18 protein-coding genes and 16 tRNA genes are annotated in these 22,481 nt (G+C 55.2%); 2 read left to right on the top strand and 32 right to left on the bottom strand.

All coding sequences use genetic code 11. From position 1 onward, the window contains the following. Nucleotides 1-281 precede the first annotated feature (281 nt). The 9 genes from zwf to HOP44_RS16760 form a co-directional block, all read right to left on the bottom strand. Entirely contained in the window at nt 282-1,838 is a 1,557-nt protein-coding gene (gene zwf, locus HOP44_RS16800) for a glucose-6-phosphate dehydrogenase (RefSeq protein WP_172255374.1), read from the bottom strand. Nucleotides 1,839-2,073: 235 nt separating this feature from the next. Then, entirely contained in the window at nt 2,074-3,846 is a 1,773-nt protein-coding gene (locus HOP44_RS16795) for a sugar-binding protein (protein WP_172255372.1), read from the bottom strand. 248 nt (nt 3,847-4,094) lie between these two features. Further along, nucleotides 4,095-4,745 carry a response regulator gene (locus tag HOP44_RS16790; RefSeq protein ID WP_172255370.1) on the bottom strand — a complete coding sequence of 217 codons (651 nt, stop codon included), beginning with the start codon at nt 4,743-4,745 and terminating at the stop codon, nt 4,095-4,097. A 2-nt stretch (nt 4,746-4,747) separates the two neighbouring features. Then, entirely contained in the window at nt 4,748-5,770 is a 1,023-nt protein-coding gene (locus tag HOP44_RS16785; protein ID WP_172255863.1) for a sensor histidine kinase, read from the bottom strand. Between the two features lie 122 nt (nt 5,771-5,892). Further along, nucleotides 5,893-6,540 carry a cell wall-active antibiotics response protein LiaF gene (gene liaF, locus HOP44_RS16780; RefSeq protein ID WP_172255368.1) on the bottom strand — a complete coding sequence of 216 codons (648 nt, stop codon included), beginning with the start codon at nt 6,538-6,540 and terminating at the stop codon, nt 5,893-5,895. A gap of 241 nt (nt 6,541-6,781) precedes the next feature. Further along, nucleotides 6,782-7,498, bottom strand: a complete 717-nt coding sequence (locus tag HOP44_RS16775; RefSeq protein WP_172200568.1) for a PspA/IM30 family protein — start codon at nt 7,496-7,498, stop codon at nt 6,782-6,784. 1 nt (nt 7,499) lies between these two features. Then, nucleotides 7,500-8,033, bottom strand: a complete 534-nt coding sequence (locus HOP44_RS16770) for a PspC domain-containing protein (RefSeq protein WP_172255366.1) — start codon at nt 8,031-8,033, stop codon at nt 7,500-7,502. A 6-nt stretch (nt 8,034-8,039) separates the two neighbouring features. Continuing rightward, nucleotides 8,040-8,711, bottom strand: a complete 672-nt coding sequence (locus tag HOP44_RS16765; RefSeq protein WP_172255364.1) for a PspA/IM30 family protein — start codon at nt 8,709-8,711, stop codon at nt 8,040-8,042. 73 nt (nt 8,712-8,784) lie between these two features. Continuing rightward, the gene (locus HOP44_RS16760; RefSeq protein ID WP_172255362.1) at nt 8,785-9,090 is read right to left on the bottom strand and encodes a hypothetical protein; all 306 of its coding nucleotides are present in this window, start codon (nt 9,088-9,090) and stop codon (nt 8,785-8,787) included. Nucleotides 9,091-9,484: 394 nt separating this feature from the next. Here HOP44_RS16760 and mprF point away from each other — a divergent pair, with 394 nt between their 5' ends. Further along, entirely contained in the window at nt 9,485-12,316 is a 2,832-nt protein-coding gene (gene mprF / locus HOP44_RS16755; RefSeq protein WP_172255360.1) for a bifunctional lysylphosphatidylglycerol flippase/synthetase MprF, read from the top strand. 144 nt (nt 12,317-12,460) lie between these two features. Here mprF and HOP44_RS16750 read toward each other — a convergent pair whose 3' ends face one another. From HOP44_RS16750 to HOP44_RS16735, 4 genes are read right to left on the bottom strand one after another with little or no spacing between them, the layout of a single operon-like run. Continuing rightward, nucleotides 12,461-13,498, bottom strand: coding sequence for a Gfo/Idh/MocA family protein (locus tag HOP44_RS16750; protein WP_172255358.1), 1,038 nt, complete (start codon nt 13,496-13,498; stop codon nt 12,461-12,463). Nucleotides 13,499-13,503: 5 nt separating this feature from the next. After that, nucleotides 13,504-14,613 (bottom strand): Gfo/Idh/MocA family protein, encoded by a 1,110-nt coding sequence (locus tag HOP44_RS16745; protein ID WP_172255356.1) that lies wholly within the window; start codon nt 14,611-14,613, stop codon nt 13,504-13,506. A gap of 34 nt (nt 14,614-14,647) precedes the next feature. Next, the gene (locus HOP44_RS16740) at nt 14,648-15,430 is read right to left on the bottom strand and encodes a sugar phosphate isomerase/epimerase family protein (protein ID WP_172255354.1); all 783 of its coding nucleotides are present in this window, start codon (nt 15,428-15,430) and stop codon (nt 14,648-14,650) included. A 55-nt stretch (nt 15,431-15,485) separates the two neighbouring features. Beyond that, nucleotides 15,486-16,676 (bottom strand): Gfo/Idh/MocA family protein, encoded by a 1,191-nt coding sequence (locus HOP44_RS16735; RefSeq protein ID WP_172255352.1) that lies wholly within the window; start codon nt 16,674-16,676, stop codon nt 15,486-15,488. Between the two features lie 176 nt (nt 16,677-16,852). Here HOP44_RS16735 and HOP44_RS16730 point away from each other — a divergent pair, with 176 nt between their 5' ends. Further along, nucleotides 16,853-17,725 (top strand): AraC family transcriptional regulator, encoded by an 873-nt coding sequence (locus HOP44_RS16730; RefSeq protein ID WP_172255350.1) that lies wholly within the window; start codon nt 16,853-16,855, stop codon nt 17,723-17,725. Between the two features lie 197 nt (nt 17,726-17,922). On the opposite strand, the gene HOP44_RS16725 is transcribed toward HOP44_RS16730, so the two are convergent. The 19 genes from HOP44_RS16725 to HOP44_RS16635 form a co-directional block, all read right to left on the bottom strand. After that, entirely contained in the window at nt 17,923-18,783 is an 861-nt protein-coding gene (locus HOP44_RS16725; protein ID WP_172255348.1) for an SDR family oxidoreductase, read from the bottom strand. Nucleotides 18,784-18,878: 95 nt separating this feature from the next. Beyond that, a complete protein-coding gene (gene uxuA / locus HOP44_RS16720) occupies nt 18,879-19,937 on the bottom strand; it encodes a mannonate dehydratase (protein WP_172255346.1) in 1,059 nt (352 codons plus the stop codon). 137 nt (nt 19,938-20,074) lie between these two features. Then, nucleotides 20,075-20,824: a GntR family transcriptional regulator gene (locus HOP44_RS16715; protein ID WP_172255344.1), complete on the bottom strand. Its 750-nt coding sequence runs from the start codon at nt 20,822-20,824 to the stop codon at nt 20,075-20,077. A 78-nt stretch (nt 20,825-20,902) separates the two neighbouring features. Continuing rightward, nucleotides 20,903-20,981 (bottom strand) — tRNA-Leu (locus tag HOP44_RS16710). A 10-nt stretch (nt 20,982-20,991) separates the two neighbouring features. Further along, nucleotides 20,992-21,065: transfer RNA gene (locus HOP44_RS16705), tRNA-Arg, on the bottom strand. Nucleotides 21,066-21,087: 22 nt separating this feature from the next. Next, a tRNA-Cys gene (locus HOP44_RS16700) sits at nt 21,088-21,161 on the bottom strand. Between the two features lie 12 nt (nt 21,162-21,173). Next, a tRNA-Gly gene (locus HOP44_RS16695) sits at nt 21,174-21,248 on the bottom strand. 17 nt (nt 21,249-21,265) lie between these two features. Beyond that, nucleotides 21,266-21,340, bottom strand: a tRNA-Gln gene (locus HOP44_RS16690). An 11-nt stretch (nt 21,341-21,351) separates the two neighbouring features. Beyond that, a tRNA-His gene (locus HOP44_RS16685) sits at nt 21,352-21,424 on the bottom strand. Between the two features lie 42 nt (nt 21,425-21,466). After that, a tRNA-Trp gene (locus HOP44_RS16680) sits at nt 21,467-21,540 on the bottom strand. Nucleotides 21,541-21,545: 5 nt separating this feature from the next. Next, nucleotides 21,546-21,630: transfer RNA gene (locus tag HOP44_RS16675), tRNA-Tyr, on the bottom strand. 13 nt (nt 21,631-21,643) lie between these two features. Then, nucleotides 21,644-21,719 (bottom strand) — tRNA-Thr (locus tag HOP44_RS16670). A 35-nt stretch (nt 21,720-21,754) separates the two neighbouring features. Next, nucleotides 21,755-21,830: transfer RNA gene (locus tag HOP44_RS16665), tRNA-Phe, on the bottom strand. A 47-nt stretch (nt 21,831-21,877) separates the two neighbouring features. Then, nucleotides 21,878-21,953, bottom strand: a tRNA-Asp gene (locus HOP44_RS16660). A gap of 19 nt (nt 21,954-21,972) precedes the next feature. After that, a tRNA-Met gene (locus HOP44_RS16655) sits at nt 21,973-22,046 on the bottom strand. An 18-nt stretch (nt 22,047-22,064) separates the two neighbouring features. Beyond that, nucleotides 22,065-22,140: transfer RNA gene (locus HOP44_RS16650), tRNA-Val, on the bottom strand. Between the two features lie 84 nt (nt 22,141-22,224). Beyond that, nucleotides 22,225-22,296 (bottom strand) — tRNA-Glu (locus HOP44_RS16645). Nucleotides 22,297-22,311: 15 nt separating this feature from the next. Next, nucleotides 22,312-22,402, bottom strand: a tRNA-Ser gene (locus HOP44_RS16640). A 3-nt stretch (nt 22,403-22,405) separates the two neighbouring features. Next, nucleotides 22,406-22,481: transfer RNA gene (locus HOP44_RS16635), tRNA-Asn, on the bottom strand.

The following is a 22,481-nucleotide window of genomic DNA, read 5'->3' as shown; positions in this document are numbered from 1 at the left end:
TGGATCGAAAAAAGGGACGGTGCGCAATTTTCGTTACCGATCCGAATCGCGGCGGAACGAACGCGCGTATTCCCGCACCTTATCGTTGTCATATTCGCCCAGCAGACGGTTCAGATGCCGCTCTACTTCCGCCAAAGCTTTCGGTAAACAGGTACATGAACGGCGGCACCTCGCTCCGGAATCCGCCGGTGGATCAAAAAGAAAAAGCCGCCGTACAGCCGGAATATCCGGCCGCACGGCGGCTGATCTGCGGCTTTGGGCCGCTATATGCTGCAATCGGCTTAGCTGCTCGAAGCGGCTACCCAGATTACATTGTCTTCTTCTTCCCCGTTTACCGGCCACCAGTGGAACCCGTCGCGGGCAAGCAGTTCGTCCGCTTCTTTGGGTCCCCAGCTTCCGGCCGGATAAGAACTGACATCCGACGGATTTTCTTTCCAGGCGGCGTCGATTTTGTCGACAAACGCCCAGGCCGAAGCCACTTCGTCCCAACGCGTGAAGTAGGTGGAATCGCCTTTGGCGGCATCGTGGATCAGGCGCTCGTAAGCTTCCGGCGAGTTGATGCCCACCAGGCAGCTTTGACAGAACTCCATTGCCACCTGCGCGATTTCGGATTCCGAACCCGGCTTCTTGGCGTTGATCTTGAAGTAGATGCCTTCCATCGGATTGACGCGGATGACGAGCAGGTTCGGCTGCAGGTCGTGCTTTTGTCCGAGGTAGATATTGCCCGGCATCTTCTTGAATTCGATCACGACTTCCGTCGTTTTGACCGGCAGGCGTTTGCCTGTACGGATATAGAAAGGAACGCCGGCCCAACGGAAGTTATCCACGGATACGCGAGCCGCGAAGAACGTCTCGGTATTCGAATTCGGATCGACTTTGTCTTCTTCGCGGTACCCCGGCAGGTCTTTGCCTTTGCTTTGCCCGGCCGTATACTGGCCGCGCACGACATTGGCTTTGACTTCGGCGGCATCGGCGAAATGATGCAGCGAACGCAGCACTTTCACCTTTTCGTCGCGCAGGTCTTCCGCAAGCGGACGGCTAGGCGGTTCCATCGCGATCATCGTGAGCAGCTGGAGGATATGGTTCTGTCCCATATCGCGCAGCGCGCCCGCGTGATCGTAATAGCCGCCGCGTTCTTCGACGCCGACCGTCTCGCCCAGCGTAATCTGTACGTTGGCGATATATTTGTTGTTCCAGAGCGACTCGAAGAACAGGTTCGAGAACCGAATGGTTTCGATGTTCTGCACCATCTCCTTGCCGAGATAATGGTCGATCCGGTAGATCTCGTCTTCCTTGAACACATGGCCCAGCTCTTCGTTCAACTTCTCGGCCGACTTAAGATCGTAACCGAAAGGCTTCTCGATGACCAGACGATGCCAGCCTTCGTTGTCGAGCATGCCTCCTTCGCGCAGGTTCAGCGAGACGCTGCCGAACAATTCCGGCGCCAGCGCCAGATAGAAGAGTCGGTTGCCCGGAATCGAGAACTTCTTCTCGATCTGTTCCGTCTGTTCTTTGAGTTCCTGGAACCCCGCTACATTGTTGATGTCGAGGGATTTATATTCGAAGTGTTCCGCAAATTTGTTCCACTTCTCCTGGTCGGAAGATTTGTACCGTCCGAATTCCTGGATCGAGCGGAATACGTCGTCACGAAACTCTTCGTTCGTACGAGGACGCCGAGCCACTCCGACCACGGCAAAATCCTCCGCCAATTTTCCTTCCCGGTACAAGCTGAAAATGGCCGGGAACAACTTGCGACGGGCCAGGTCTCCGGTAGCCCCGAAGATGAAAAAAACCGCGCCCGGTGCTTTCAATGCTTCAAGATTTTGATTGTCCGCCATAGCTCCCCATTCTTCCTGTATTAGTATAGTATCTCTTGTCTTTATGTCTGACTCTTAATTCTCCGCGTTAGCGCGCAGAAAGAAAGATGTGATGTCATTTTAACATATCCCTCAAATTGATGCTATCGTATCGATATCATTTATGCTGATCCAACATGAAGGTTTCATTAATATTACCACCACCAAAAAGGCCGGCAGAATCACGCCGGCCTTGGCCAAAACAAGGAGAACGTTTTCAATCGGCGAGTTTCACTTCGCCGTACACTCGCGTATCCGCCCAGTAAGGCAGATTCTTGTCGACCCAGCTGAGATACGTATCCCGCTTGCCGTCTCCGTTCGAATCGTCGTTGGCACTGGCATTGAAGCCGATGATATCGCCTACTTTCGGAGTCAGCGCCGTATAAGGAACCGCCAGTTCAACCGTATAGCCGCCTTCGCGCTTGACCACCGCTTTTTTCACCTTCGACAGATCGAACCCGCGAATCGCGGAAGACAGCGAACCGTCGAGCCCGACGCGCAGTTGGTAGTCGCCTTCGGTACGCGTTCCGTTTTTCGCATTCCGTTCATCGACCCAGACTTCGACCGAATCGTTGTTTTCTTCCGAGCCCAGCGCATTCGGCGTCGCATCGCTCATCTCGAACAGATAGTACAGCGCCCCGTTATCCCATGCGATACGTGCGGTTCCGGCCGTGCCGTTGGGATCTCGGTTCAGCTGCAGGGGAGTCGAATTGATCCAGACATCGTCGACGGAACCGTCGATAACCGGTGTCCCCCGCGCAGCCGTATACGTGTCTTCTTCGCCTCCGCCCGGAGGCGCGGAATTCGGCAGATCGCTGACGACTTCCGCCCGCGACTGGTTGTACATCGGCGAGCCGCCTGCGTTTTCGACTTTGTTTTTCTCGAACAGCAGGGCTCCGACCGTCGTCCGCAAAATATGAATACCGTGGTTTACGGGATTTACGATCCGGTTCTTTTCAAATGAAGCCTCGATACGGGTTGAACCCAGGATCAGGATCCCGCTGTCCGCCGAGTCCCGAATCGTGTTTTTTTCGAACGAGGCATTCACGATACTCGGTTCTTTATTTGTCGCTTGAAGCCGAATGCCGCCTTTTTCCGGGATCGACGGGTTGCGGCTGTCTCCCACAATTTCGTTCTTGCTGACTTTCAGGTTGCGCACTTCGTACGTGCGGTAGCTGCCTTCCGAAGCAATAAAGATACCGGCTCCGCCCGTATAGGCAATTTTGTTTTTCTCGATCGTGACATCCGTCCCTCCGGATACGGTAATGCCCCGGGCATGGCCGCCCGAAACGTCGTTATCTTCAATCTTCACGCCGCTCACCCAGGCATTGTTCTTCTCGTACGAGACAACCGCGATCATATCGTCGCCGGTGTCGCGCACCGTGTTGTCTTCCACCCGGATATCGGCAGATCCTCCGGTGATATGGATGCCGTCGGCCAGCGTATTGCGGATCGTGTTCCGCTCGATTCCGCCTTTTTTTCCGTATACGATAATGCCCGCCGACGAACCTCCGTCAATCGTGGTATCCGTTACGGCAAAGCCGGAAGCTTCGGGCAGCACATGAACACGGGCGGAAATGGAACTGGATAAGCGGGTCGTCACCGGAACGGTGGTCAGAGCGACTTTGCGCAGCGAAGATCCGCTTCCCGCCAGCTGCACCGCCTGCCTGTTCGGATTGGTGCTTCGGAGAATCGACGATTCCCCTTTGCCCGCGAGATCGACGCCGTCCAGCACAATCACATCACTGTATAAAAAAGTACCCGGGGGCACATAAACGCTTTTCCCTGCCGCTTTGGCAGCCGCGACGGCCTGACGGATCGAATCCAAATCATCGGTGTTATCGTCCGGCACGGCTCCGTAATCGCCGATCGATACGACTTTTGCGGAAGCTTTCTGTTCTTCGGCCGCAAATACCGAACCGGATGTGGACACAGGAAGAACGAGGACGGAAGCTGTCAGCAGACAAACGAAGTTTTTCTTGATGGACATAGAGCAACCTCCTTCATAAGGGTGATGTTCCGGCAAACCGTTTGTTCAGGCCTTTCGCCCGAACCCCATCCTCTCCTCGCACTCTATTTGTTAAGCGCTTTCAAAGTATAATCCAACTTGATCGTTCCCTCGCCGAAATTACATAATATGTTAGTTGTAAAAAATCGAAATACCGTCCCCCCTTTTTTTTCGCAAAAAAAGAACCGTCCGACGAGGCGGCTGCACGGAAAGTTTCCGCACAGCTGCCCCTACTCGGCCAGTCCGTTTTTGTAAGCGTAAATGGCAGCCTGCGTCCGATCGTCGACATCCAGTTTGGCCAGCAGGTTGGTCACGTGAAACTTGACGGTTTTGATTCCGATAATCAGCTCGTCCGCAATCTCCTGGTTCGATCTGCCTTTGGCCAGCAGACGAAGCACTTCCATCTCCCGGTCCGTCAAATCTTCGTGCGGCGCGCGGGCGGGCGCCGGAGTGCGGAAACGATCCATCATTTTGGCGGCGACCTGCGATTCGAGAATCGATTGTCCGCGCATGGCTGCACGGATCGCATCGGCGACTTCGTTGGCTCTGGACGTTTTGAGCAGGTAGCTGAAAGCGCCGGCTTCGATCACCGGATACATTTTTTCGTCGTCCAGATAACTGGTCAGCACGATCACCTTGCAGTCGGGACAAATCTTGAGCACCTCGCGAGTGGCTTCGATCCCGTCCATGCCGTCCATCACCAAATCCATCAGAACCACGTCGGGCTTGTACTGCTGCGTCAGACGTACGCCTTCTTCTCCGCCGCTTGCCTCGCCGACGACTTCGATGCCGTCTTCCGTATCAAGCACGGCGGCCAGACCGATCCGCACCATCTCGTGATCGTCGACGAGCAGTACGCTAATGAGTTGTTCCGTCTCCATCGCTATTCCTCGCTCCCTCTTTGTCCCCCGTTTACCAGCGGCACGGTCAGCTCGATCCGCGTTCCTTTTCCCGGCGCGGTAATATAGCGGATCGAACCGCCGATCTCGCTGACCCGTTCCTGCATCAGGGACAGTCCGTAAGACGCCTGCTTTTTGTCGTCCAATTCAAAGCCGACCCCGTTATCTTTGAGTGACATGCGCAGCGCATCGCTCCGGCGCACGATCATGATCTCCATCTTGTCCGCTTTGGCGTGACGAAGCGTATTCGAGAGCGCTTCCTGCACGATGCGAAACAGATGGTTTTCGATTCCTTTGACCAGTTCCAGTCCGGCATCCATCTCCAGCTTGATTTCCATCTGCGCTTTGGCCTGGATCTCGCGCACCAGCTCGCTGAGTCCCTGGTACAGCGGCTTGCCTTCGAGATATACCGGACGCAGGTGCAGCAGCAGCGCCCGCATCTCGGACTGGGCGACGGAAGCCATTTCCTCGATCAGCTCCACCTGGCGCCTGGCTCTGGACAGATCTTTTTCAAAAGTCCGGCCCACCGCGGTCGCCGTCATCGAGATCGCAAACAGCTGCTGCGAGACCGCATCGTGCAGCTCGCGGGCAAGGCGCTGCCGTTCTTCGACAATCGCCGATACGCGGGCCTGTTCGGCCAGCTGCGCATTGTGGGTCGACAGGCGCTGCAGCGAACTGACCTGGTCTTCCCACTTTTTGCCGATGCGTTCGAGCTGTCCGGCCAACGCTTCCATTTCGCCGCCGAGCGGACCGACGGGACGCGCCGGATTGCCTTTTTCCCAATGGAGCAGCGTATCTTGAAGACGATCGTATTGAATCTTGATCTGAATCGATCGGTACAACCCATACAGCGCCCCGACGGTCACACAGACCGCGAGCAGGGTCAATCCGGCGCGGAGCTTGAACGGCCAGGTCCACGTATCCGGCACGTCCAGCAGCTTGTAGGAGTAGAGGACATAGAGCGCCGCCAGCAGCACGATAAAAGCCAGCAGCATCCCCGATCCCATTCCCCGAACGATCGTATTCGATTTCCTCAACTTTCGCGCTCCGTTCACCCGGCTTCTTCACCGCCTTCCGTTTCTGTACCCGTTACGCCTGCTCCGTTCGAACGTTATTCCCACACGGCTTGTCAGTTCATGCGGATCGTCACGTCGCCGGCCGCATAAGCCAGGACGACCCTGACTTTTTGCTCGCTGAGCTCGTATCCCGGGGAACGCCAGACAAATTTGTTCAGCATGCCGCTGCGGCCTTTTCCGTCGAAACTGACTTTGCCGTAGCCGAGAAACACATCGAGTTCCAGACCGTATTCTTCCGGAAAGGTCAGATCCGCATCTCCGATGACTCCCTGCAGATGGATTACCGTATCCGGTTCCGCCGGCAGAGCCAGCGAGAAATCGCAGTTCAGGTCGCCCACCAGATGCCAGAGGCTGACCGGTTCCGGTACCCAAGCTTCGTGTTCGCGGTGAAGCTGCGAAGCGATCTCGAGGCGTCGCCCGTAGGGGCGGCCTTCATGCAGTTCGCGCGCTCTGGCATAGAAGATGCCTACCGAGAGAAGCAGGCCTCCGAGCAGCATCACGATATGGTCAAGCAGCAGCAGTCCCATTCCGATCGCAAGAGCCTTGTATCCAAACGAAATCCGTCCCGCTCTCAGGGTGTAAATGCCGTAACACAGCACGAGGAGAGCGACCAGCGACAGCGGGCTGATCCATCTGCCGAGCAGCATCAGCATGCCGGCGGCGATCAGGACGATCGCCCATGTGCGTTTTTGAGTTTTCATGCCGCTCCTCCTCCTGCCGTGTTGATTTTTGATAGGGTGCGTTTCTTCTTCCAAGCGTAGCAAAAGCCATAACGGTATAGACCGTATGGCTTCGCCTTTGATTTGACTATTTGAGCCGGAAGCCGTATCGTACGGTCCGTGATTCCTGCAGCCTGTCCGCTGCGGAGAACGAATCTGTCCCCGCCTGCAAATCCGTTCCTACTATATCACAGTTCGAGCCGGGTGTGTGGCTTTATCGTTCTTACTGCTCGTCGCCTTTGGTAAGGGCAGGCGAACTTTGGCCGCCGTTAAGCTTGTTCTTGAGCGCGCTCAGCTGCTCGTCGACTTGAAGCTGCTTCTGCGCATCGACCGGGCTGAAGTAGGCGGACGGACGGCTCGAGCTGCCGTAAGGCGTGCGGAGCACATCGGCTTCGGCTTCCATCTGCATGATCTTCTCTTCCATCCGGCGGAAGCCCGACGAAGAAGTGCCTTTGTCGATCGCGTAGACCGGGTTGACCTGGGCCATCTGCTTTTTGGCTTTTGCCATTTGTGCACGGGCAACCAGTTCATTGCGCTTGTTGCGCATTTGGTAGAACTCGTCTTTCATTTCGTGCAGCTGGCGCATCAGATCGGATACCTGAACTTCGGCCTGGGCATGCAGATCCTGATACTCCGTAATTCTTTGATCGAAGTAGATCTTTTCTTCCAGCAGTTTGCGGGCCGCTTCTTCCTGGCCGTTTTTCAATGCCGCTTCCGCCTGAGACTCGCGCTGGCCGGACATCCGGTAAGCTTCTTCGAGACGCTGTTTCATACGGCGCTCGTTGGCCATTTGTTTGGCTACCGTCACTTCGGCTTGATGAATTTCTTCTTCCATGTCACGCAGGTACTGGTTAAGCATCACGATCGGGTCTTCCACCTTGTCCAACATTTCGTTTACCGATGCCTTCGTCATGTCGCGCAGTCTTTTGAATACTCCCATTTTATAAATCCCCTTTCGAATTGTCGTTCTCGTATTTGGACAGCTTGTGTTTGAGTTCTTCCAGTTCTTTCTTGAGCGCCTTCTTCTCGATATCTTCCATCATTGCATCGATTCCGGAGTCCGGCACATCCCGTTTCTTCAGCTCGGCGCGCTGCATCTGCGGCCGACTTGGCGGAAACGGACGTTCGAACTCGCGTTCCGGACCGAGAGGTCTCGGTGCCCGCGGATCTTGGGGTCCCGGGAAACGGGTACCGTGCGCTTCGCGTTCGCCTCTGTAAGGGCCTTGGCCATACGCATCTCCGGCGTAAGGATCGCGGCCGTAAGCGTCGGGTCCGTACGGATAGTACGATGGCGGAGCTTTCGGAATCACGAGCGAAGCGATGAAGTAGATCGGCAGCATCGCTCCGCTGGTCAGCGGAATGGCTGCCAGGAACAGAATGCGGAGCAGCGTGGGATTGACGCCGAATTCTTGCGCAAGTCCGCCGCAGAGTCCGGTAAGCATTCGGTCCTGGGTCGAGCGGTACAGTCTATTCATCCTCGCTTACTCCTTTCCTTCGCCCCGTTTCAGTTTTTCTTTCAGGCGGGCCATCTCTTCTTCGAGAAGGCTGCCCACTTCACCGATTTGACGGGAGGCTTCCTGTCCCAGCTTGCGGATATCCCGCAGGCTGTAGGTTTCGTATTCGATCGAAGACATCTGGTCGTCCAGGCGGTCGAACATCTTCGGTACGTCCGAGCCGTACCCGCCGCCCCGGCGGTTAAGCCGCTGCTGCAGACGCAGCGTCTCCATCCGTGCATAATAGTACTGACGTTTGTTGTATACGGTCTGGTATTCGTTCCGAAGGACATTCAACTGCTCGCCGAGTTCGTTAAGCGTCTCCTGACTTTGGTCCCACAGTTCGAGATACTGGCGTTCTTTTTCCTCGTACAGCATCTTTTCCTGCAGCGCCAGTTTGGCGATCGTTTCCTCTTCGGCTTTGAGTGCCAGCATCGCTTGTTCTTCGCGCTTTTCGCGCATCGACTTCGCATGGTCGACCTGCTGCCGAAGCTGTTTGCTGTGGTGCGCGCACTGATCATGCAGGCGCTGCACCTCGCCGAGTTCCTGCCGCGTCTCGACCAGGAATTGATCGATAATCCGTACCGGATCCTGACTTTCTTCAAGCTTATCGTTAAGAGTGGCCAACGTAATGTCTCTCATTCGTTTGAACATGCTCATTCGGCTTTTTTCCCTCCTCCGCGTGATTTCGGTTCTTCCAGTCTTTTCCGGGAACTTCCGAGCGGCCGGGGCATTAGCCTCCGAAACCGCTGCGGCTGTTCGAACGTTTGCCTGCGATCCATACGATACCTGCCGCGATCAGGGCAATCCCGAGCAGAGGTCCGATCAGCCAGGACAGCTTTGCCAGCAGCATGCATCCTCCGACAATCAGCAGCAGCCAGCCCAGAAAGGTTTTGCCCGTCTTGATTCCGTAGTATCCGAGCGCGAAGATCGCGGCTGCGAACAGGAACTCGACGAAACCTCCCAACTTTCCGAACAGAATCAGCGCTCCCAGTACCAAAAGTACGATAGCCGGGATATTAAGTTTCATGCTTCTCATTAACTTTTCACCGCCTCTCGTGAATCAATTTCCTTATGCCTTTATTCTAGACGTCCGAACCCTTTAACAAAACGGACCGCAGGCGGTTTTTGAACCTGGACCTGAGGCGGGGAACCCCCCAGACCTTTGCGCGTATATGTAGAACGGATCGGGTAAAAAGGCAGTGAACATTCGCCTTGCAATCGTCGATATAAGGTAGGGACGCAGTTAAGAGCCGATGAGAGTCACTTTCCCTGCATAAAACGGCCGCGAAAAAGTTACAAAGATGTTCGGTTCGGGAATGGGGGTTTTATGTTAAGATTTATTGGGCGTATACCGTTGGGAAAAATTGTATGAGTTTGATTCCTTCTAATATGAATATGAACTTAACTCTTTCTAAATTGTAGGTGACTTTATGAAACGTACGAAAGTTGTTTTGGAACGTCTGCAGATTCTGCGGCTGTTCGCTTTTCTTTACCGCATGAAAATCGTCCGGCTGCTGATTCCGGTTGCCGTGATCGCTTTCGTCTATTTCCAGAGCGAAGGCGAATTGCGCAAACTGAATTTCTCGCGCATCCTGTTCGATATCCGAACGATGCCGACGGAAGCCATTGTTCAAATTCTCGGTCTCTCGCTGGTCGCCGTTTCGGTCATGAGCACATACGACTTTCTGATCTGCCGGCATTTTCGCTTGAACGTAACCAATTGGGCCGCTTTCCGCTATGGATGGATATCCAATACGTTCAATAACTTCCTCGGCTTTGCCGGATTCACCGGAGCGGGTGTACGCGCCCTGCTGTACCGGGGCAGCGGCATCACGATGGCGCAGATCACGCCGGCGATCGTTTTTTTGTCGCCGACGCTGGTCACCGGCTTGTCCGTTCTGGCCTGGGCGGGAATCGTCGGTCTGATGCCGATCCAGCAGATGCTGAGCGAGCACGGCTGGCTGGTCTATGCCGTGTGGGGAATGGCGCTTTATCTGCCGATCTTCCTCATCATGCAGCGTTCCAAACTGTTCGCCAAGTGGTTTCACAAGGAAGGCCAGGGCTCGCGCTTGCCATGGAGCATTATTGTAAGCTCGGTATTGGCCTCCGTGCTGGAATGGTTTTTTGCCGGACTTACCTTCTGGCTGATCTGCTCGAATTTCCTGCATCATATTTCGCTTGCCCAGGCGCTGGGAATCTACAGCGTGGCGGCGATCGCCGGTATCGTCAGTTTTGCGCCGGGCGGTATCGGAGCTTTCGATATCACCGCCCTCTTGGGACTGCAGCTGTCGGGCGTCAAACCGGAGACGGCTTTGGCAACCATCGTGCTGTTCCGCGTCTTTTACTTCATTATTCCTTGGCTGATTGCCCTCGTCATGACGGCGTTCGAACTTCTGCCGGGACGCCGCAAAGCGATCCGCCAGGAAACGGCCGCCGGCGAACCCGAAGCCGAAGCTTCGGCCGCCGTATCCGCCAAGACCGAAGAAGCGGACCGCGGCCAAGTACCCGGCGAAAACGACGGCCTGGCGGCCTATTGGCAGCGATTATGGAATTGGCCGGGCCAGTTCGGCTTCCTGAGCGATATGGGAATCTGGGCATTGGGCAAGCTGGTGCTTGCCTGCGGCCTCATCCTGCTGCTGTCGGCGGCGACGCCCGGATTGTTCGAGCGTCTGCATTTCATGTCGCGTTTTCTGTCTACTCCGCTGCTGAAGCTGTCGCAGCAAATTTCGGTCGTTATCGGATTTATGCTCATTATTTTGTCCAGCGGCATTTCCCTGAGGCTGCGCCGGGCGCACCGCCTGACCTCGCTGCTGCTGGTAGCGGGCGCGGTTTTCACTTTTATCAAGGCTTTCGATTACGAAGAAGCGATCTTCCTGCTGGTCGTGGCGCTGCTTCTCTGGGTATCGCGTGCGCGCTTTTACCGTTCCGGAGCGACGCTTTCACGCAAAAGAATCGGACTCTGGTTCCTGTTCACCCTGCTGCTCGCGGGACTGTATTATCTGATCGGCACTTCGTCCCGTCCGCGCTTCCTGCACCATCTTCCGCCCGATTTCCAGACTGGATGGATCATGCAGCCGAACGAATACGGAGCGGTTGCCGCAAGCGGAATCGTAGGCGCATGGATTCTGTTCTCGATTCTGGTTCTGCTGCGTCCCAAACGTCAGGATGCCGAGCTTCCGTGCGGCGAAGAGCTGAGCCGGCTGGATGAGTTCCTGCAGCATCAGGAAGGCAATCTGCTCTCGCATATGCTTTACCTCGGCGACAAGCAGTTCTATTGGGCGCAGGAAGGCCAAGTCCTGATCCCTTATGCCCGTTCGCGCGACAAGCTTGTCGTATTGGGCGACCCGCTGGGGTCGAAGAAACGCGTCGGCGACGCGATCGAAGAGTTCCAGGTATTCGGCGACCGGTATGCGTTGTCTATTGTGTTCTACCAGGCTTCGCCGGATTATCTGTCGATCTACCATGAGAAAGGCTACCGCTTTTTCAAACTCGGGGAAGAAGCGCTTATCAATCTTGAGACGTTCACGTTCTCGGGCAAAAAGATGACGGCGTTCCGCACGGCCAAAAACCGCTTCGAGCGGGACGGCTACACCTTCTCGGTAGAAGCGGCTCCTTACGACCCGGAGATGCTTGAAGAGCTGCGGCGCATATCCGATATCTGGCTGGGAGACCGCAAAGAAAAAGGCTTCTCCCTCGGCTGGTTCAGCGAGCCGTATCTGCAGCGTTCGCCGCTTGCCCTGCTGAGAGATCCGGAAAGGCGCATTGTCGCTTTTGCAACGCTGGCACCGGCTTACGACGGCGGCCGAACGATCTCGGTGGATCTGATGCGCCATCTGCCCGACACGCCTAACGGCACCATGGATCTCCTGTTTGCCCGATTGATCGAATGGTCCAAGGAACAAGGCTACAAGACGTTCAATCTCGGTATGGCTCCGCTGTCGAGCGTAGGCAAAAGCCGCAGCTCGCTGCGCGAGGAGAAATTCGCCAATCTCGTTTTCCGCTACGGCGGTCATTTCTACGGGTTCGAAGGACTGCGCCGCTACAAAGAAAAATTTTTCCCGGAATGGCAGTCCCGCTACCTGGCATATCCGGCTTCCGTCTCGCTTCCGGTTCTGTTGGTCGATCTGGTTGTCCTTGTCTCCCGGCGTCCGAAGAACAACGATCGCGGGGACGGTACGCTCGATATCGGCGAGTCTCTGCCGATGAGCGGTCCGATGCCTGCGAAAACTGCCAAAGCCGCGCAGGACGAACACGGCGATTAACGAACAACCCGGCCTCAAATCCTAGCTCCGATCCGCCCTGCAGCGGTGCGATCGGAGCTTTTTTATGTCTCTTTTTATGAAACGTCATGCCAAAAAGCAAAGATTCCCGCAGGCCTTCTGCGAAAGTCTTTGCTTTTTTCTTGTTCAGGAAGGCTGTACCCGGTCAGAATCTCGGATCCCCGCAGCTTGTCTTGAAGCTTCATAGATCCCGTAGACCAATTCAAGTGCCCGGCTGCTTTCTTCGGCATCAAGCCAGAACGGTTTGTTTTCGCGAACATGCCGGTAAAAGTCCTGGATCAGCAGCCCGTGACTGACGCCCCAATACGACTTTGCGCCCGAAGCGCTCTGCGCGGGACGGCACAATTCCGTTTCCTCGCCGCCCTGCAGCAGGTACAGCCGGTCCTGCCGCTGCAGCAAAATGCCTTGTTCGAAGATCAGCTCCAGCTCTACGGGCCGGTTTGTCAGATAAGCGTTTGTCCCATAGAACAAAGCCCGCACGCCGTTCGAGAAATCCAGACAGGCATGGGCCGTATCTTCGACCTCGATATACTCGCCCAAGACATCGGTGGTGATACTTCCCGCAATCCGTTCGATTTCGCCGCCGGCAAACCACTGCAGCAGATCGAGCGTATGGATCGTCTGATTGATCAGCAGTCCTCCGCCTTCCGTCTCCCATCTTCCGCGCCACGGATTTTCCGTGTAATAGCCGGGAGTTCGGGCCCAGGTCACCGCGCCTTTCAGGCACAGCAGACGGCCCAGCCGCATCGAATCGATCGTCTCGCGAATCTTTCTGGAACTTTCGTTGTACCGATTCTGGAAAACGACGCCCAGTTGGGCCGTGCTCCGCGCAGCCGCTGTACGCAGCGAAGCCGCCGCTTCCGGCGTATGCGCGACCGGTTTCTCGGTCAGCACATGTTTGCCCGCCGCCAGCAGTTCTTCCGCCATCCCGGCATGCAGATGATGCGGCGTGCACAGATGAACGACTTCGATATCCGCCCGCTCGAGAATCGTCCGATAATCCTGTTCCCATTCGCAGCCGTAGACCCCGGCTTCGCGCTGCGCTTTGGAAGGCTCGCTATCCACCACCAACCGCAGCTCCGCCTCTTCCATCGCGCGCAGCACCCGTGCGTGCTGCTCGAAGATCGTTCCGCATCCCACAATGGCCGCTCCCGTTTTCTCCATCGGGCTCACGCACCTTCCGCAGCCGGCTTGCGCAGCGTATCCGGCGTCGTATTCACCGCCGCGTTCTGCGCTTCCAGGCAAAGCCTGGCCGCTGTGAACGCGTGCTGCTGCGTCATTGCGTTCTCCGTGCGGTGCAGACAGTCCAGAATCAGCTGTCCGAAGAAAGGACAGCCTACCCTGCCGGATACCTGCTCGTAATGCTCGCCTTCCCCGTCTACCCAGTACACATGATCCCCGGAATCCGAACGGGCCACATCCGTATACTTGCGCAGCTCGATATAGCCTTCGGTTCCCAGGATAACCGTGCGCCCGTCGCCCCAGGTGCCGAGCCCTTTCGGCGTCAGCCAGTCGACGCGGAAATACTGCGTCGCTCCGTTGTCGCCGACCAGCGTCGCGTCGCCGTAATCTTCCAGTTCGGGATATTCCGGGTTGCTGTAGTTGCCGACTTTGCTGTGCAGCACTTTGGCGCTCGTGCAGCCTGCATAATGCAGGAACTGCTCGATCTGGTGGCTGCCGATATCGCACAGGATGCCGCCGTAATCTTCGCGGCGGAAGAACCAGTCCGGCCGTCCGGCGGCGTTCAGCCGGTGCGGGCCGGTGCCCATCACCTGCACGACGCGGCCGATCGCCCCCTGACGGATCAACTGGTCCGCATAGACCGCACTCTCGACATGCAGCCGCTCGCTGTAATAGACCATATACTTTCGCCCGGTGCGGGCTGCGCACGCTTCCGCTTCATCCAGCTGTGCCAGCGTCGTAAACGGAGCCTTGTCCGTAAAGTAATCTTTGCCGCTTTCCATCACCCGGACGCCCAGCGGTCCGCGCTTCGCCGGAATCGCAGCCGAAGCGACCAGCCTAACTTCCGGATCGGCCAGAATATCCTCCAGCGAATCCGCCGCCCGCACGCCGGGGAAAGACTCGATAAAAGCCGCCGTTTTTTGCGGATCCGGATCGTATACCCATTTCAAGGTGCCGCCGGCCTCGATCAGCCCGTTGCACATTCCGTTGATATGTCCGTGATCCAGCGCCGCGGCCGCAAATACGAATTCTCCCGGCCCGACAACCGGCTTCGCCTCGTGTTTGGGTGCATAGTTCATTCCGTCGTTTCGTCCCATGGTTTGTCCCGCCCTTTCCGGTTCCTGTTCGTCCTTACATCGTTTTCTCCCGCTCCAACAGCTCATGCAGGTAATCCAGACTCATCTTCACGCTTTCGAACGGATCGCGCCGGCAGACGTCCTGCTCGACGACATACCATTCCACCCCGGTCGCCCGGCAGGCTTCGATGATGGCCGGATAATTCATGTTCCCGTGTCCCACTTCCGCAAAAACGGCCTGTCCGTCCACGATCTGCATATCCTTGAGATGGACCACCTGCATCCGCCCTTTGACCTTATGCGCCCAATGCGCCGGATCGCCGCCGCCCGCCTGTACCCAGTACATGTCCAGCTCGAACCCGAAGGCTTCCGGATCGCTGTCTTCCAGCAGAATATCCATTGCGGTTTTGCCTTCGTATTGTTCGAATTCGATCTGATGATTGTGATACACGAACTGCAGATCATACTCTTGTTTAAGCCGCCGCCCGATTTCCGAAGCTTCCTTCGCGAACGTCCGGTAGCCTTCCGCGCTGCCGCGGTACCGGTCCGGCACCATGCCGAGCCCGACGTATTTGCAATCCCACAGCCGATGCTGCTCCGCGACCGCCCGAAGTTCTCCGGTCAGCCGGTCGTACGGAATATGCGTGGCGCAGATCGCCAGATCGTGCCGCAGGGCGAGTTCTTTCACCCGGCGCGGGTCGATCGGACCGATCCCCGATACCTGCACCGCGTCGTAGCCTATTTTTTTCAGCTTCCCAAAAGTGTCCGCCAGTCCTTCTTCCGTCTGTGCCTGTTCCCGAAACGTATACATCTGCGCGGCAATCGTCGATCTTTTCATCGGATTTTCGCCTCCCCGTGTTCGACTCTTCCTGCCGTTTATCAAACGACTTTGCTTACCCGTGCGTACCCGATACGTTCAGCGTCGCTTCCGTGCCCGTTTTTTTGACGAAAGTCGACTGTTCGATCCGCTCGTTCAATTTCGCCAAGTACGCTTCTTCGTCAATCGGAAGTTCGACCCAGTCGTCTGTCCAACTCGACAAATGCATGGCATTCGACAGGGTCAATCCGCGGATGCCTTCTTCGCCCGGGGCAATCAGCTTTTCTCCGAAACGGATCGCGCGGGTAAAATTATTCAGAATGCCTTCGTGCTGCGCGCCTCCTCCACTTTCGACCGGCACTTCGCATTTCCAGCATTCCGGTTCTCCGAACCCGCCTTTGTAAGTCGCATTAAATTCCGGTTCCGGCGTCCGCAGTCTCCAGAACGTGAGTTTATCGTCTTCGATCACGATTTTGCCGTTATCTCCCGAAATCTCGAAGCGGTTCGTGCCCGGCGCTTCGCCGACCGTCGTGACGAACAATCCGGTAGCTCCATTCTCATATTCCACATAAGCGGTGACGTCGTCTTCCACTTCGATATTGCGTTTTTTTCCGAAGCTGCAAAAAGCTCTGATCCGCTGCGGCATCATCCCCGTTGTCCACTGCCACAAATCAAGCTGATGCGGATCCTGGTTCAACAGCACGCCGCCGCCTTCGCCTTCCCAGGTTGCCCGCCAGCCGCCGGAATCGTAATAGCTCTGCGAACGGTACCAGTTGGTAATGATCCAGTTGGTCCGGCGGATCTCGCCCAGTTCTCCGGCTTGCACCAGATCGCGCAGTTTGCGGTAAAGGGGATTGGTCCGCTGATTGTACATGATCCCGAATACCAGACCCGACTCCGAGGCTTTCGCTGCAGCTTCATTCATCTGGCGGACCGCTTTGGTATATACGCCGGCCGGCTTCTCGATCAGCACGTGCAGCCCGTATTGAAACGCTTCCACCGCAAGAGTCGGATGGTCGTAATGAGGCGTCGCAATCAGCACCGCGTCGATCTCTCCCGAGCGCATCAGCTCTTTCGGTTCCGAGTAGCGTTTGACGCTTCCGGGCAGTGCCTGTGCCGCCCAATCCAGCCTTTCCTGCCGCAGATCGCATACGGCGGTCAGGACAGCCCCGTCAATCCGTTCGATGAGACTGTGCGCATGGGCGCTGCCCATATTGCCGATTCCGATAATGCCGAATCTCACTTCTGCTTTTTTGTTCGTTTCCATATCTATCCCTCCATCGTTGACGGCTGTGGTCCGAGCCTCATATCTCTTTGAGAATAACGCAGCCGGATGCCGAAGAACATGAATAGGATTAAGAACTTTTTGTCCAAAACTAAGGTGTTTTTGCTAAAAAGGTGTATACTGCGGATAATGAAACTTTACGGAAAGAGAGGGATTGGATGCGTTCTTACTCACGAACCGGCAAGGTTGAACCCGAGTCGGAATCCCATTTTCGCACCGATACGATTGGCCGCCTGTTGGAAAATTTGACGGTGCATGTCTCCCATGCTTTTTATCGTGCGGGTTATTACGGTTGGAACGCTCCGCAGGAGAAACCGTCTTTCAATCGCCTCTACTATCTGACTGAAGGCGAAGGAGCGGTTACGCTGGACGGGATTCGCTACGAACCTCGTGCCGGCCAGCTGTTCATTATGCCTGCGGGAGCCGTTCAGACCCGATTCACTCCGCCGGAGAATCCGTATTCGCGTTACTTCTGCCATTTTGATGCCAAAATCGGCGGATGGCCGCTTTTTCGGGCAGGCTCCTTTTTTCACTTGGCCGATGCCGCCGATCCGCAGGCAATCGAAGCCCTATTCCGGGAAATGATCGAGCACTCCGAGCATCCGGGACCTTTCGCCGCCCTGCGTGTCAAAGCCTGTCTGCTTCAGCTGCTCGCGCATTGTTTGGAACAAAGCGGCGAAGACGGGTTTATGGACCGGTTTATCCAAGAGAGCGAACGGGGCAAACTGGCTGCGGTGCTCGAATATATCGACGCCCGGCTGGACAAATCGCTCGAAGTCGAAAACCTCGCGGAAATCGTGCATCTTCATCCCAATTATTTTATCCCCTATTTCAAAAAAAAAATGGGTACCACGCCTATGAACTATGTTCAGCACAAGCGTATCGAACTGGCTCGACGGCTGCTTATTTCGAGTGATATGGGGATCTCGCTGATCGCGGATCGTGTCGGCATGGATCTGGCCCACTTTTCCCGCACATTCAAAAAAACAACCGGTGTCTCGCCCAGCGCTTATCGCAACAGTACCCGATAGGGTGGTGAGGTCGGCAAGCAGCCGGCAGCGTGCGCGGCCTAAAGTTGATCTCCGACGTCCCAGCAAAAAGGCCTCCAAAACCGAAATCCTGTCAGGGCTTCGATTTTGGGGGCCGGCTACTTACAGATTCACTTCATTTCCGTTCATACCTTCTGCTTCTCAAAGCGCTTAAGTGTAAAATTGCATTTTGCGCGGCTTCATACACCCGAATAAGCCGAGAAAGCGCCGTCTACCGGAATAATGACTCCATTGACGAAGCTTGCCGCCTCTTCGCTGACCAGAAACAGCAGCGTGCCGACCAATTCATGCGCTTCGCCAAACCGGCCCATCGGGGTACTGTTCAGAATTTTGGATGATCGCTGCGTCAGTGTCCCGTCTTCCTGCTTGAGCAGCTTTTCATTTTGCGCCGTCAGGAAGAAACCGGGGGCGATCGCGTTGACCCGGATTCCCGCTTTGGAAAAGTGTACAGCCAGCCACTGCGTAAAATTGCTTACCGCCGCTTTGGCTCCGCTGTATGCCGGAATTTTGGTCAGCGGGGTATAGGCGTTCATCGAAGAAATATTGACGATTGCAGCGCCTTTTTTCCCTGCCATATCCGGTGCGAATTCCTGGCAGGGGAGCAGCGTTCCCAGGAAGTTGACATTGAGTACAAACTGTAGGCCTTCCGTCTCGAGATCAAAAAAACCGACGTGCTTGTCGCCCTGTTCTGCGGAACTGCCGGGTTCCCAGTATTCTTCCGTCGTGGTAGCCCCCGGATGATTGCCGCCCGCTCCATTGACCAAAATGTCGCAGGGACCCAGCTCGGCCAGAATCCGTGCGTGTGCCGCTTGGAGTGCCGTTTTGTCGAGCACATCGGCCGCTACTCCGATCGCCCGGCCGCCTTTGGCTTCGACCTCCCGCGCTTTGGCTTCCGCTTCTTCGGGATTCCGGCTCAGTACGGCAACCGCTGCGCCGCATTCCGCCAGTGCATCCACAAACCCGGAGCACAGCACTCCTGTTCCTCCGGTCACTACAGCCACTTTTCCGCTCAGGTCAATATGAAACGGTAACTTTCCCATTTACGCTTCGTCCCTTCGGCGTATGTCTTCGTTCATCCAGCAGTTCGTTTGTCGGATACTCTTGTACTCTGCCCCGCCGGAATGTCGTTCTGACTTTAATTCTGCTGCGCTTTGGCTTTGCTCGCCGCTTCCGCCAATCCGTTGATGTAGACCGCTCCCAGCGCCCGATCGTACAATCCGTAACCGGCTCGGCCGGTCTCTCCCCAGATCATCCGTCCATGGTCGGAACGAAACGGTCCGTCGAAGCCGTAATCGGTATAGGCTTTGACGATCTCATAGAAATCGAGCGAGCCGTTCTCGGACAAATGACCCGATTCATGGAACGACTTGTCGCCGGTAATCTTGACGTTTCTCAAATGTGCAAAATGTACCCGATTGCGAACTCCCCCGAAGTAACGCACCATTTCGACAAAATCGTTTCTTGGATCGCAGCCCAGCGAACCGGAACAAAGCGTCAGACCATGATAAGGAGATTCGTGGAGATTCAGAAACCGTTCCAGATTAGTCCGATTCGTGATGATCCGCGGCAGCCCGAAGATCGGCCAGGGCGGATCATCCGGATGAATAGCCATCTTGACTCCGCTCTCTTCGGCAGCCGGAATAATGCGTTCGATAAAATAGGCCAGGTTCTCCCACAACCGTTCTTCATCAACCTGTTCATACTGCTCCAGCAGATGCCCCAATCCGCCTTCTCCGTAAGAAGTATCCCAACCGGGCAGCGCCAATTCGCCAAGCTTGGGATCCATTCGGCGAATCGTTTCTTCTTCGTAGATCAGCGTAGTCGACCCGTCGGGCAGTTCAAACTCGAGGTCCGAACGGGTCCAATCGAATACCGGCATAAAATTGTAACAGACTAGCGGGATTCCTTCTTCTCCAAGATTGCGAAGCGTCTGGATATAGTTCTCAATATAACGCTCCCGTCCAGGCAGTCCCAACTTGATGTCTTCATGAACGGGAACGCTTTCAATAACTGCTAAACGAAGTCCGACTTCCTCAACCTTCTTCTTCAGTTGTTGAATATTCTCAATCGGCCATACTTCGCCAACCGGCACGTCGTAAATTGCGCTTACGATCCCTTTCATACCGGGAATCTGCGCGATGTATTCCAGTTTGACCGGATCTTCGTCGCCATACCAGCGAAACGTCATTTCCACCCCTTATCCCTCCCTATACCAAAATCGGATTTACTGGAATACTAGCATGCCAGTTTAAATCCTGCAAGAGTTCGATCCCTCACTGCTGCGCTTCTCCGGTTCGCTGTCGACGACAGACCCGCACTTGGACGGCCGCCTCAGTCTTCATTCCTTGTAAAAACACCGTTTGACGAAGAGGAAATCTCAAAACCATGGGAAGACTTGAAATAACTTTTATAGCGCTCGTCCCCCAACAGGGTTTTCCAATGAAGAATAGGCTCTAGGATATGACTATAGACAGCCGATTCAACGGCCTCCCGCTGCCCGCCGGCAATCAGAGCCATCCACTCTATATGCTGCCGGATCGCGGCTTCAGCCGGATGCTCCGTCTCGAACAACAGTCTCATCCGATTGTAGTGTGTGCTCAGCCGGGTAACCGCGTTCCACACCTGTTCTTTTCCGCATCCCCGAAAAAGCAGCCGGTGAAACTCATTATCCAAATAGTGAAAAGCAGCCGCACCCGCAGAAAGTTTTTCTACCTTCTTTTGCTGCATTTCTACATTTCGCTGCATATCCGACAGGAGGTTCAAAGGGAAACTTTCACAGGCAAGCAGCAGCACTTCTTTTTCCAACGTAAAACGCATAAAAGCCGCTTCTTCGATCAGCTGTGCATGAATCTTGGAAATGTAGGTGCCGACCTGCGGAATCACCTCTACCAGGTATTCCTCTTTCAGCCTGGACATGACTTCCCGGACCGGTGTTCGGGAAAGCTGAAGCGCAGCCGCCAAATCGATCTCACTGACAGCCAAACCGGGGGCCAGCGTCAAATCCATAATATTCTGACGAATTACCCGATAAGCATAATCTTTCCCGTTTTCTCCGGGGTTCCGCTCTGCGGCTTTCCACATAAACTCTGCTCCTTTCCTTATATTCTTTGTATTATAACAAAAAAAGAACCTGCAAAATGCAGGTTCTTCGTTATAGTATACCGGCGAGAGGACTCGAACCTCCACGGTTTCCCACTCGATTTTGAGTCGAGCGCGTCTGCCATTCCGCCACGCCGGCAAATATAAAACGTGCCCTAAGAGATTCGAACTCCTGGCCTTTTGATTCGTAGTCAAACGCTCTATCCAGCTGAGCTAAGGGCACAAACTTTCTCTTAAAATAAAACTGGAGGCGCCACCCAGATTCGAACTGGGGGTAGAGCTTTTGCAGAGCTGTGCCTTACCACTTGGCTATGGCGCCATAAAATAAAAATGGAGCGGACGACGGGAATCGAACCCGCGACCCTCGCCTTGGCAAGGCGATGCTCTACCGCTGAGCCACGTCCGCTCAAAAACTAATAAAAATGGCTGGGGGTATAGGATTTGAACCTATGCGTGACGGAGTCAAAGTCCGTTGCCTTACCGCTTGGCTAACCCCCAAAAAAGAAAAGGGCGATCGACGGGAATTGAACCCGCGAATGTCGGAGTCACAGTCCGATGCGTTAACCCCTTCGCCACGACCGCCAAAATACAAAATGAATCTTTGGGTTAAATATGAAATTACTATGGCAGGGGCAGCAGGAATTGAACCCACACTAACGGTTTTGGAGACCGTTGTTCTACCTTTAAACTATGCCCCTATAACTGGTGGAGGCTGATGGATTCGAACCACCGAACTCAGAGAGAACAGATTTACAGTCTGCTGCGTTTGGCCACTTCGCTAAGCCTCCACAATTCAAGAAATGGTGCCGGCGAGAGGACTTGAACCCCCAACCTACTGATTACAAGTCAGTTGCTCTACCAATTGAGCTACACCGGCCAATTTGTTGATTGTGTGGATATTTGGTTATCAAATGGTGGCTCGGGACGGAATCGAACCGCCGACACAAGGATTTTCAGTCCTTTGCTCTACCGACTGAGCTACCGAGCCTCGCAGTTTTCCTACAACCCGATCACAAACATTTGAAGAAATAAAAATGGCGGAACCGACGGGATTTGAACCCGCGATCTCCTGCGTGACAGGCAGGCATGTTAACCCCTACACCACGGTTCCAAGCCATAAGGTGAAGCAATTGCGGGGGCAGGATTTGAACCTGCGACCTTCGGGTTATGAGCCCGACGAGCTACCGAGCTGCTCCACCCCGCGTCAGAGTGTATAACTATATGGTGGAGGCTGAGGGGCTCGAACCCCCGACCCTCTGCTTGTAAGGCAGATGCTCTCCCAGCTGAGCTAAGCCTCCATTTCACATACGCTTACTATTATAGCATGTTAGCAGCCTTATGTCAAATGTTTTTTCGTGCTTCTTCTCTTTCGAAAAGAAGAATGACCCGTAGGGGATTCGAACCCCTGTTACCTCCGTGAAAGGGAGGTGTCTTAACCCCTTGACCAACGGGCCTTACTGTAAAAAATATGGCGGAGAGAGAGGGATTCGAACCCTCGAGACGCTTTAGACGCCTACACGATTTCCAATCGTGCTCCTTCGGCCACTCGGACACCTCTCCATATGGCTCCCCGAACAGGACTCGAACCTGTGACAACTCGATTAACAGTCGAGTGCTCTACCAACTGAGCTATCAGGGA

The sequence above is a fragment of the Saccharibacillus deserti genome, from assembly GCF_013618475.1.
Taxonomy (GTDB): Bacteria; Bacillota; Bacilli; order Paenibacillales; family Paenibacillaceae; genus Saccharibacillus; species Saccharibacillus deserti.
Note: the sequence above shows the minus strand (reverse complement) of the source record. Positions and strands in the feature narration are given on the sequence as shown.

Bases quoted from the DNA above. Each gene is read 5' to 3' on its own strand.
- HOP44_RS16790 (WP_172255370.1), bottom strand. From the start codon at position 4,745: ATGGAGACGGAACAACTCATTAGCGTACTGCTCGTCGACGATCACGAG.
- HOP44_RS16750 (WP_172255358.1), bottom strand. From the start codon at position 13,498: ATGGAGAAAACGGGAGCGGCCATTGTGGGATGCGGAACGATCTTCGAG.
- liaF (WP_172255368.1), bottom strand. From the start codon at position 6,540: ATGAAAACTCAAAAACGCACATGGGCGATCGTCCTGATCGCCGCCGGC.
- HOP44_RS16765 (WP_172255364.1), bottom strand. From the start codon at position 8,711: ATGAGCATGTTCAAACGAATGAGAGACATTACGTTGGCCACTCTTAAC.
- HOP44_RS16760 (WP_172255362.1), bottom strand. From the start codon at position 9,090: ATGAGAAGCATGAAACTTAATATCCCGGCTATCGTACTTTTGGTACTG.
- HOP44_RS16775 (WP_172200568.1), bottom strand. From the start codon at position 7,498: ATGGGAGTATTCAAAAGACTGCGCGACATGACGAAGGCATCGGTAAAC.
- HOP44_RS16715 (WP_172255344.1), bottom strand. From the start codon at position 20,824: ATGTGGAAAGCCGCAGAGCGGAACCCCGGAGAAAACGGGAAAGATTAT.
- HOP44_RS16795 (WP_172255372.1), bottom strand. From the start codon at position 3,846: ATGTCCATCAAGAAAAACTTCGTTTGTCTGCTGACAGCTTCCGTCCTC.
- mprF (WP_172255360.1), top strand. From the start codon at position 9,485: ATGAAACGTACGAAAGTTGTTTTGGAACGTCTGCAGATTCTGCGGCTG.
- HOP44_RS16785 (WP_172255863.1), bottom strand. From the start codon at position 5,770: ATGGGATCGGGGATGCTGCTGGCTTTTATCGTGCTGCTGGCGGCGCTC.
- HOP44_RS16740 (WP_172255354.1), bottom strand. From the start codon at position 15,430: ATGAAAAGATCGACGATTGCCGCGCAGATGTATACGTTTCGGGAACAG.
- HOP44_RS16770 (WP_172255366.1), bottom strand. From the start codon at position 8,033: ATGAATAGACTGTACCGCTCGACCCAGGACCGAATGCTTACCGGACTC.
- HOP44_RS16730 (WP_172255350.1), top strand. From the start codon at position 16,853: ATGCGTTCTTACTCACGAACCGGCAAGGTTGAACCCGAGTCGGAATCC.
- HOP44_RS16735 (WP_172255352.1), bottom strand. From the start codon at position 16,676: ATGGAAACGAACAAAAAAGCAGAAGTGAGATTCGGCATTATCGGAATC.
- zwf (WP_172255374.1), bottom strand. From the start codon at position 1,838: ATGGCGGACAATCAAAATCTTGAAGCATTGAAAGCACCGGGCGCGGTT.
- HOP44_RS16745 (WP_172255356.1), bottom strand. From the start codon at position 14,613: ATGGGACGAAACGACGGAATGAACTATGCACCCAAACACGAGGCGAAG.
- HOP44_RS16725 (WP_172255348.1), bottom strand. From the start codon at position 18,783: ATGGGAAAGTTACCGTTTCATATTGACCTGAGCGGAAAAGTGGCTGTA.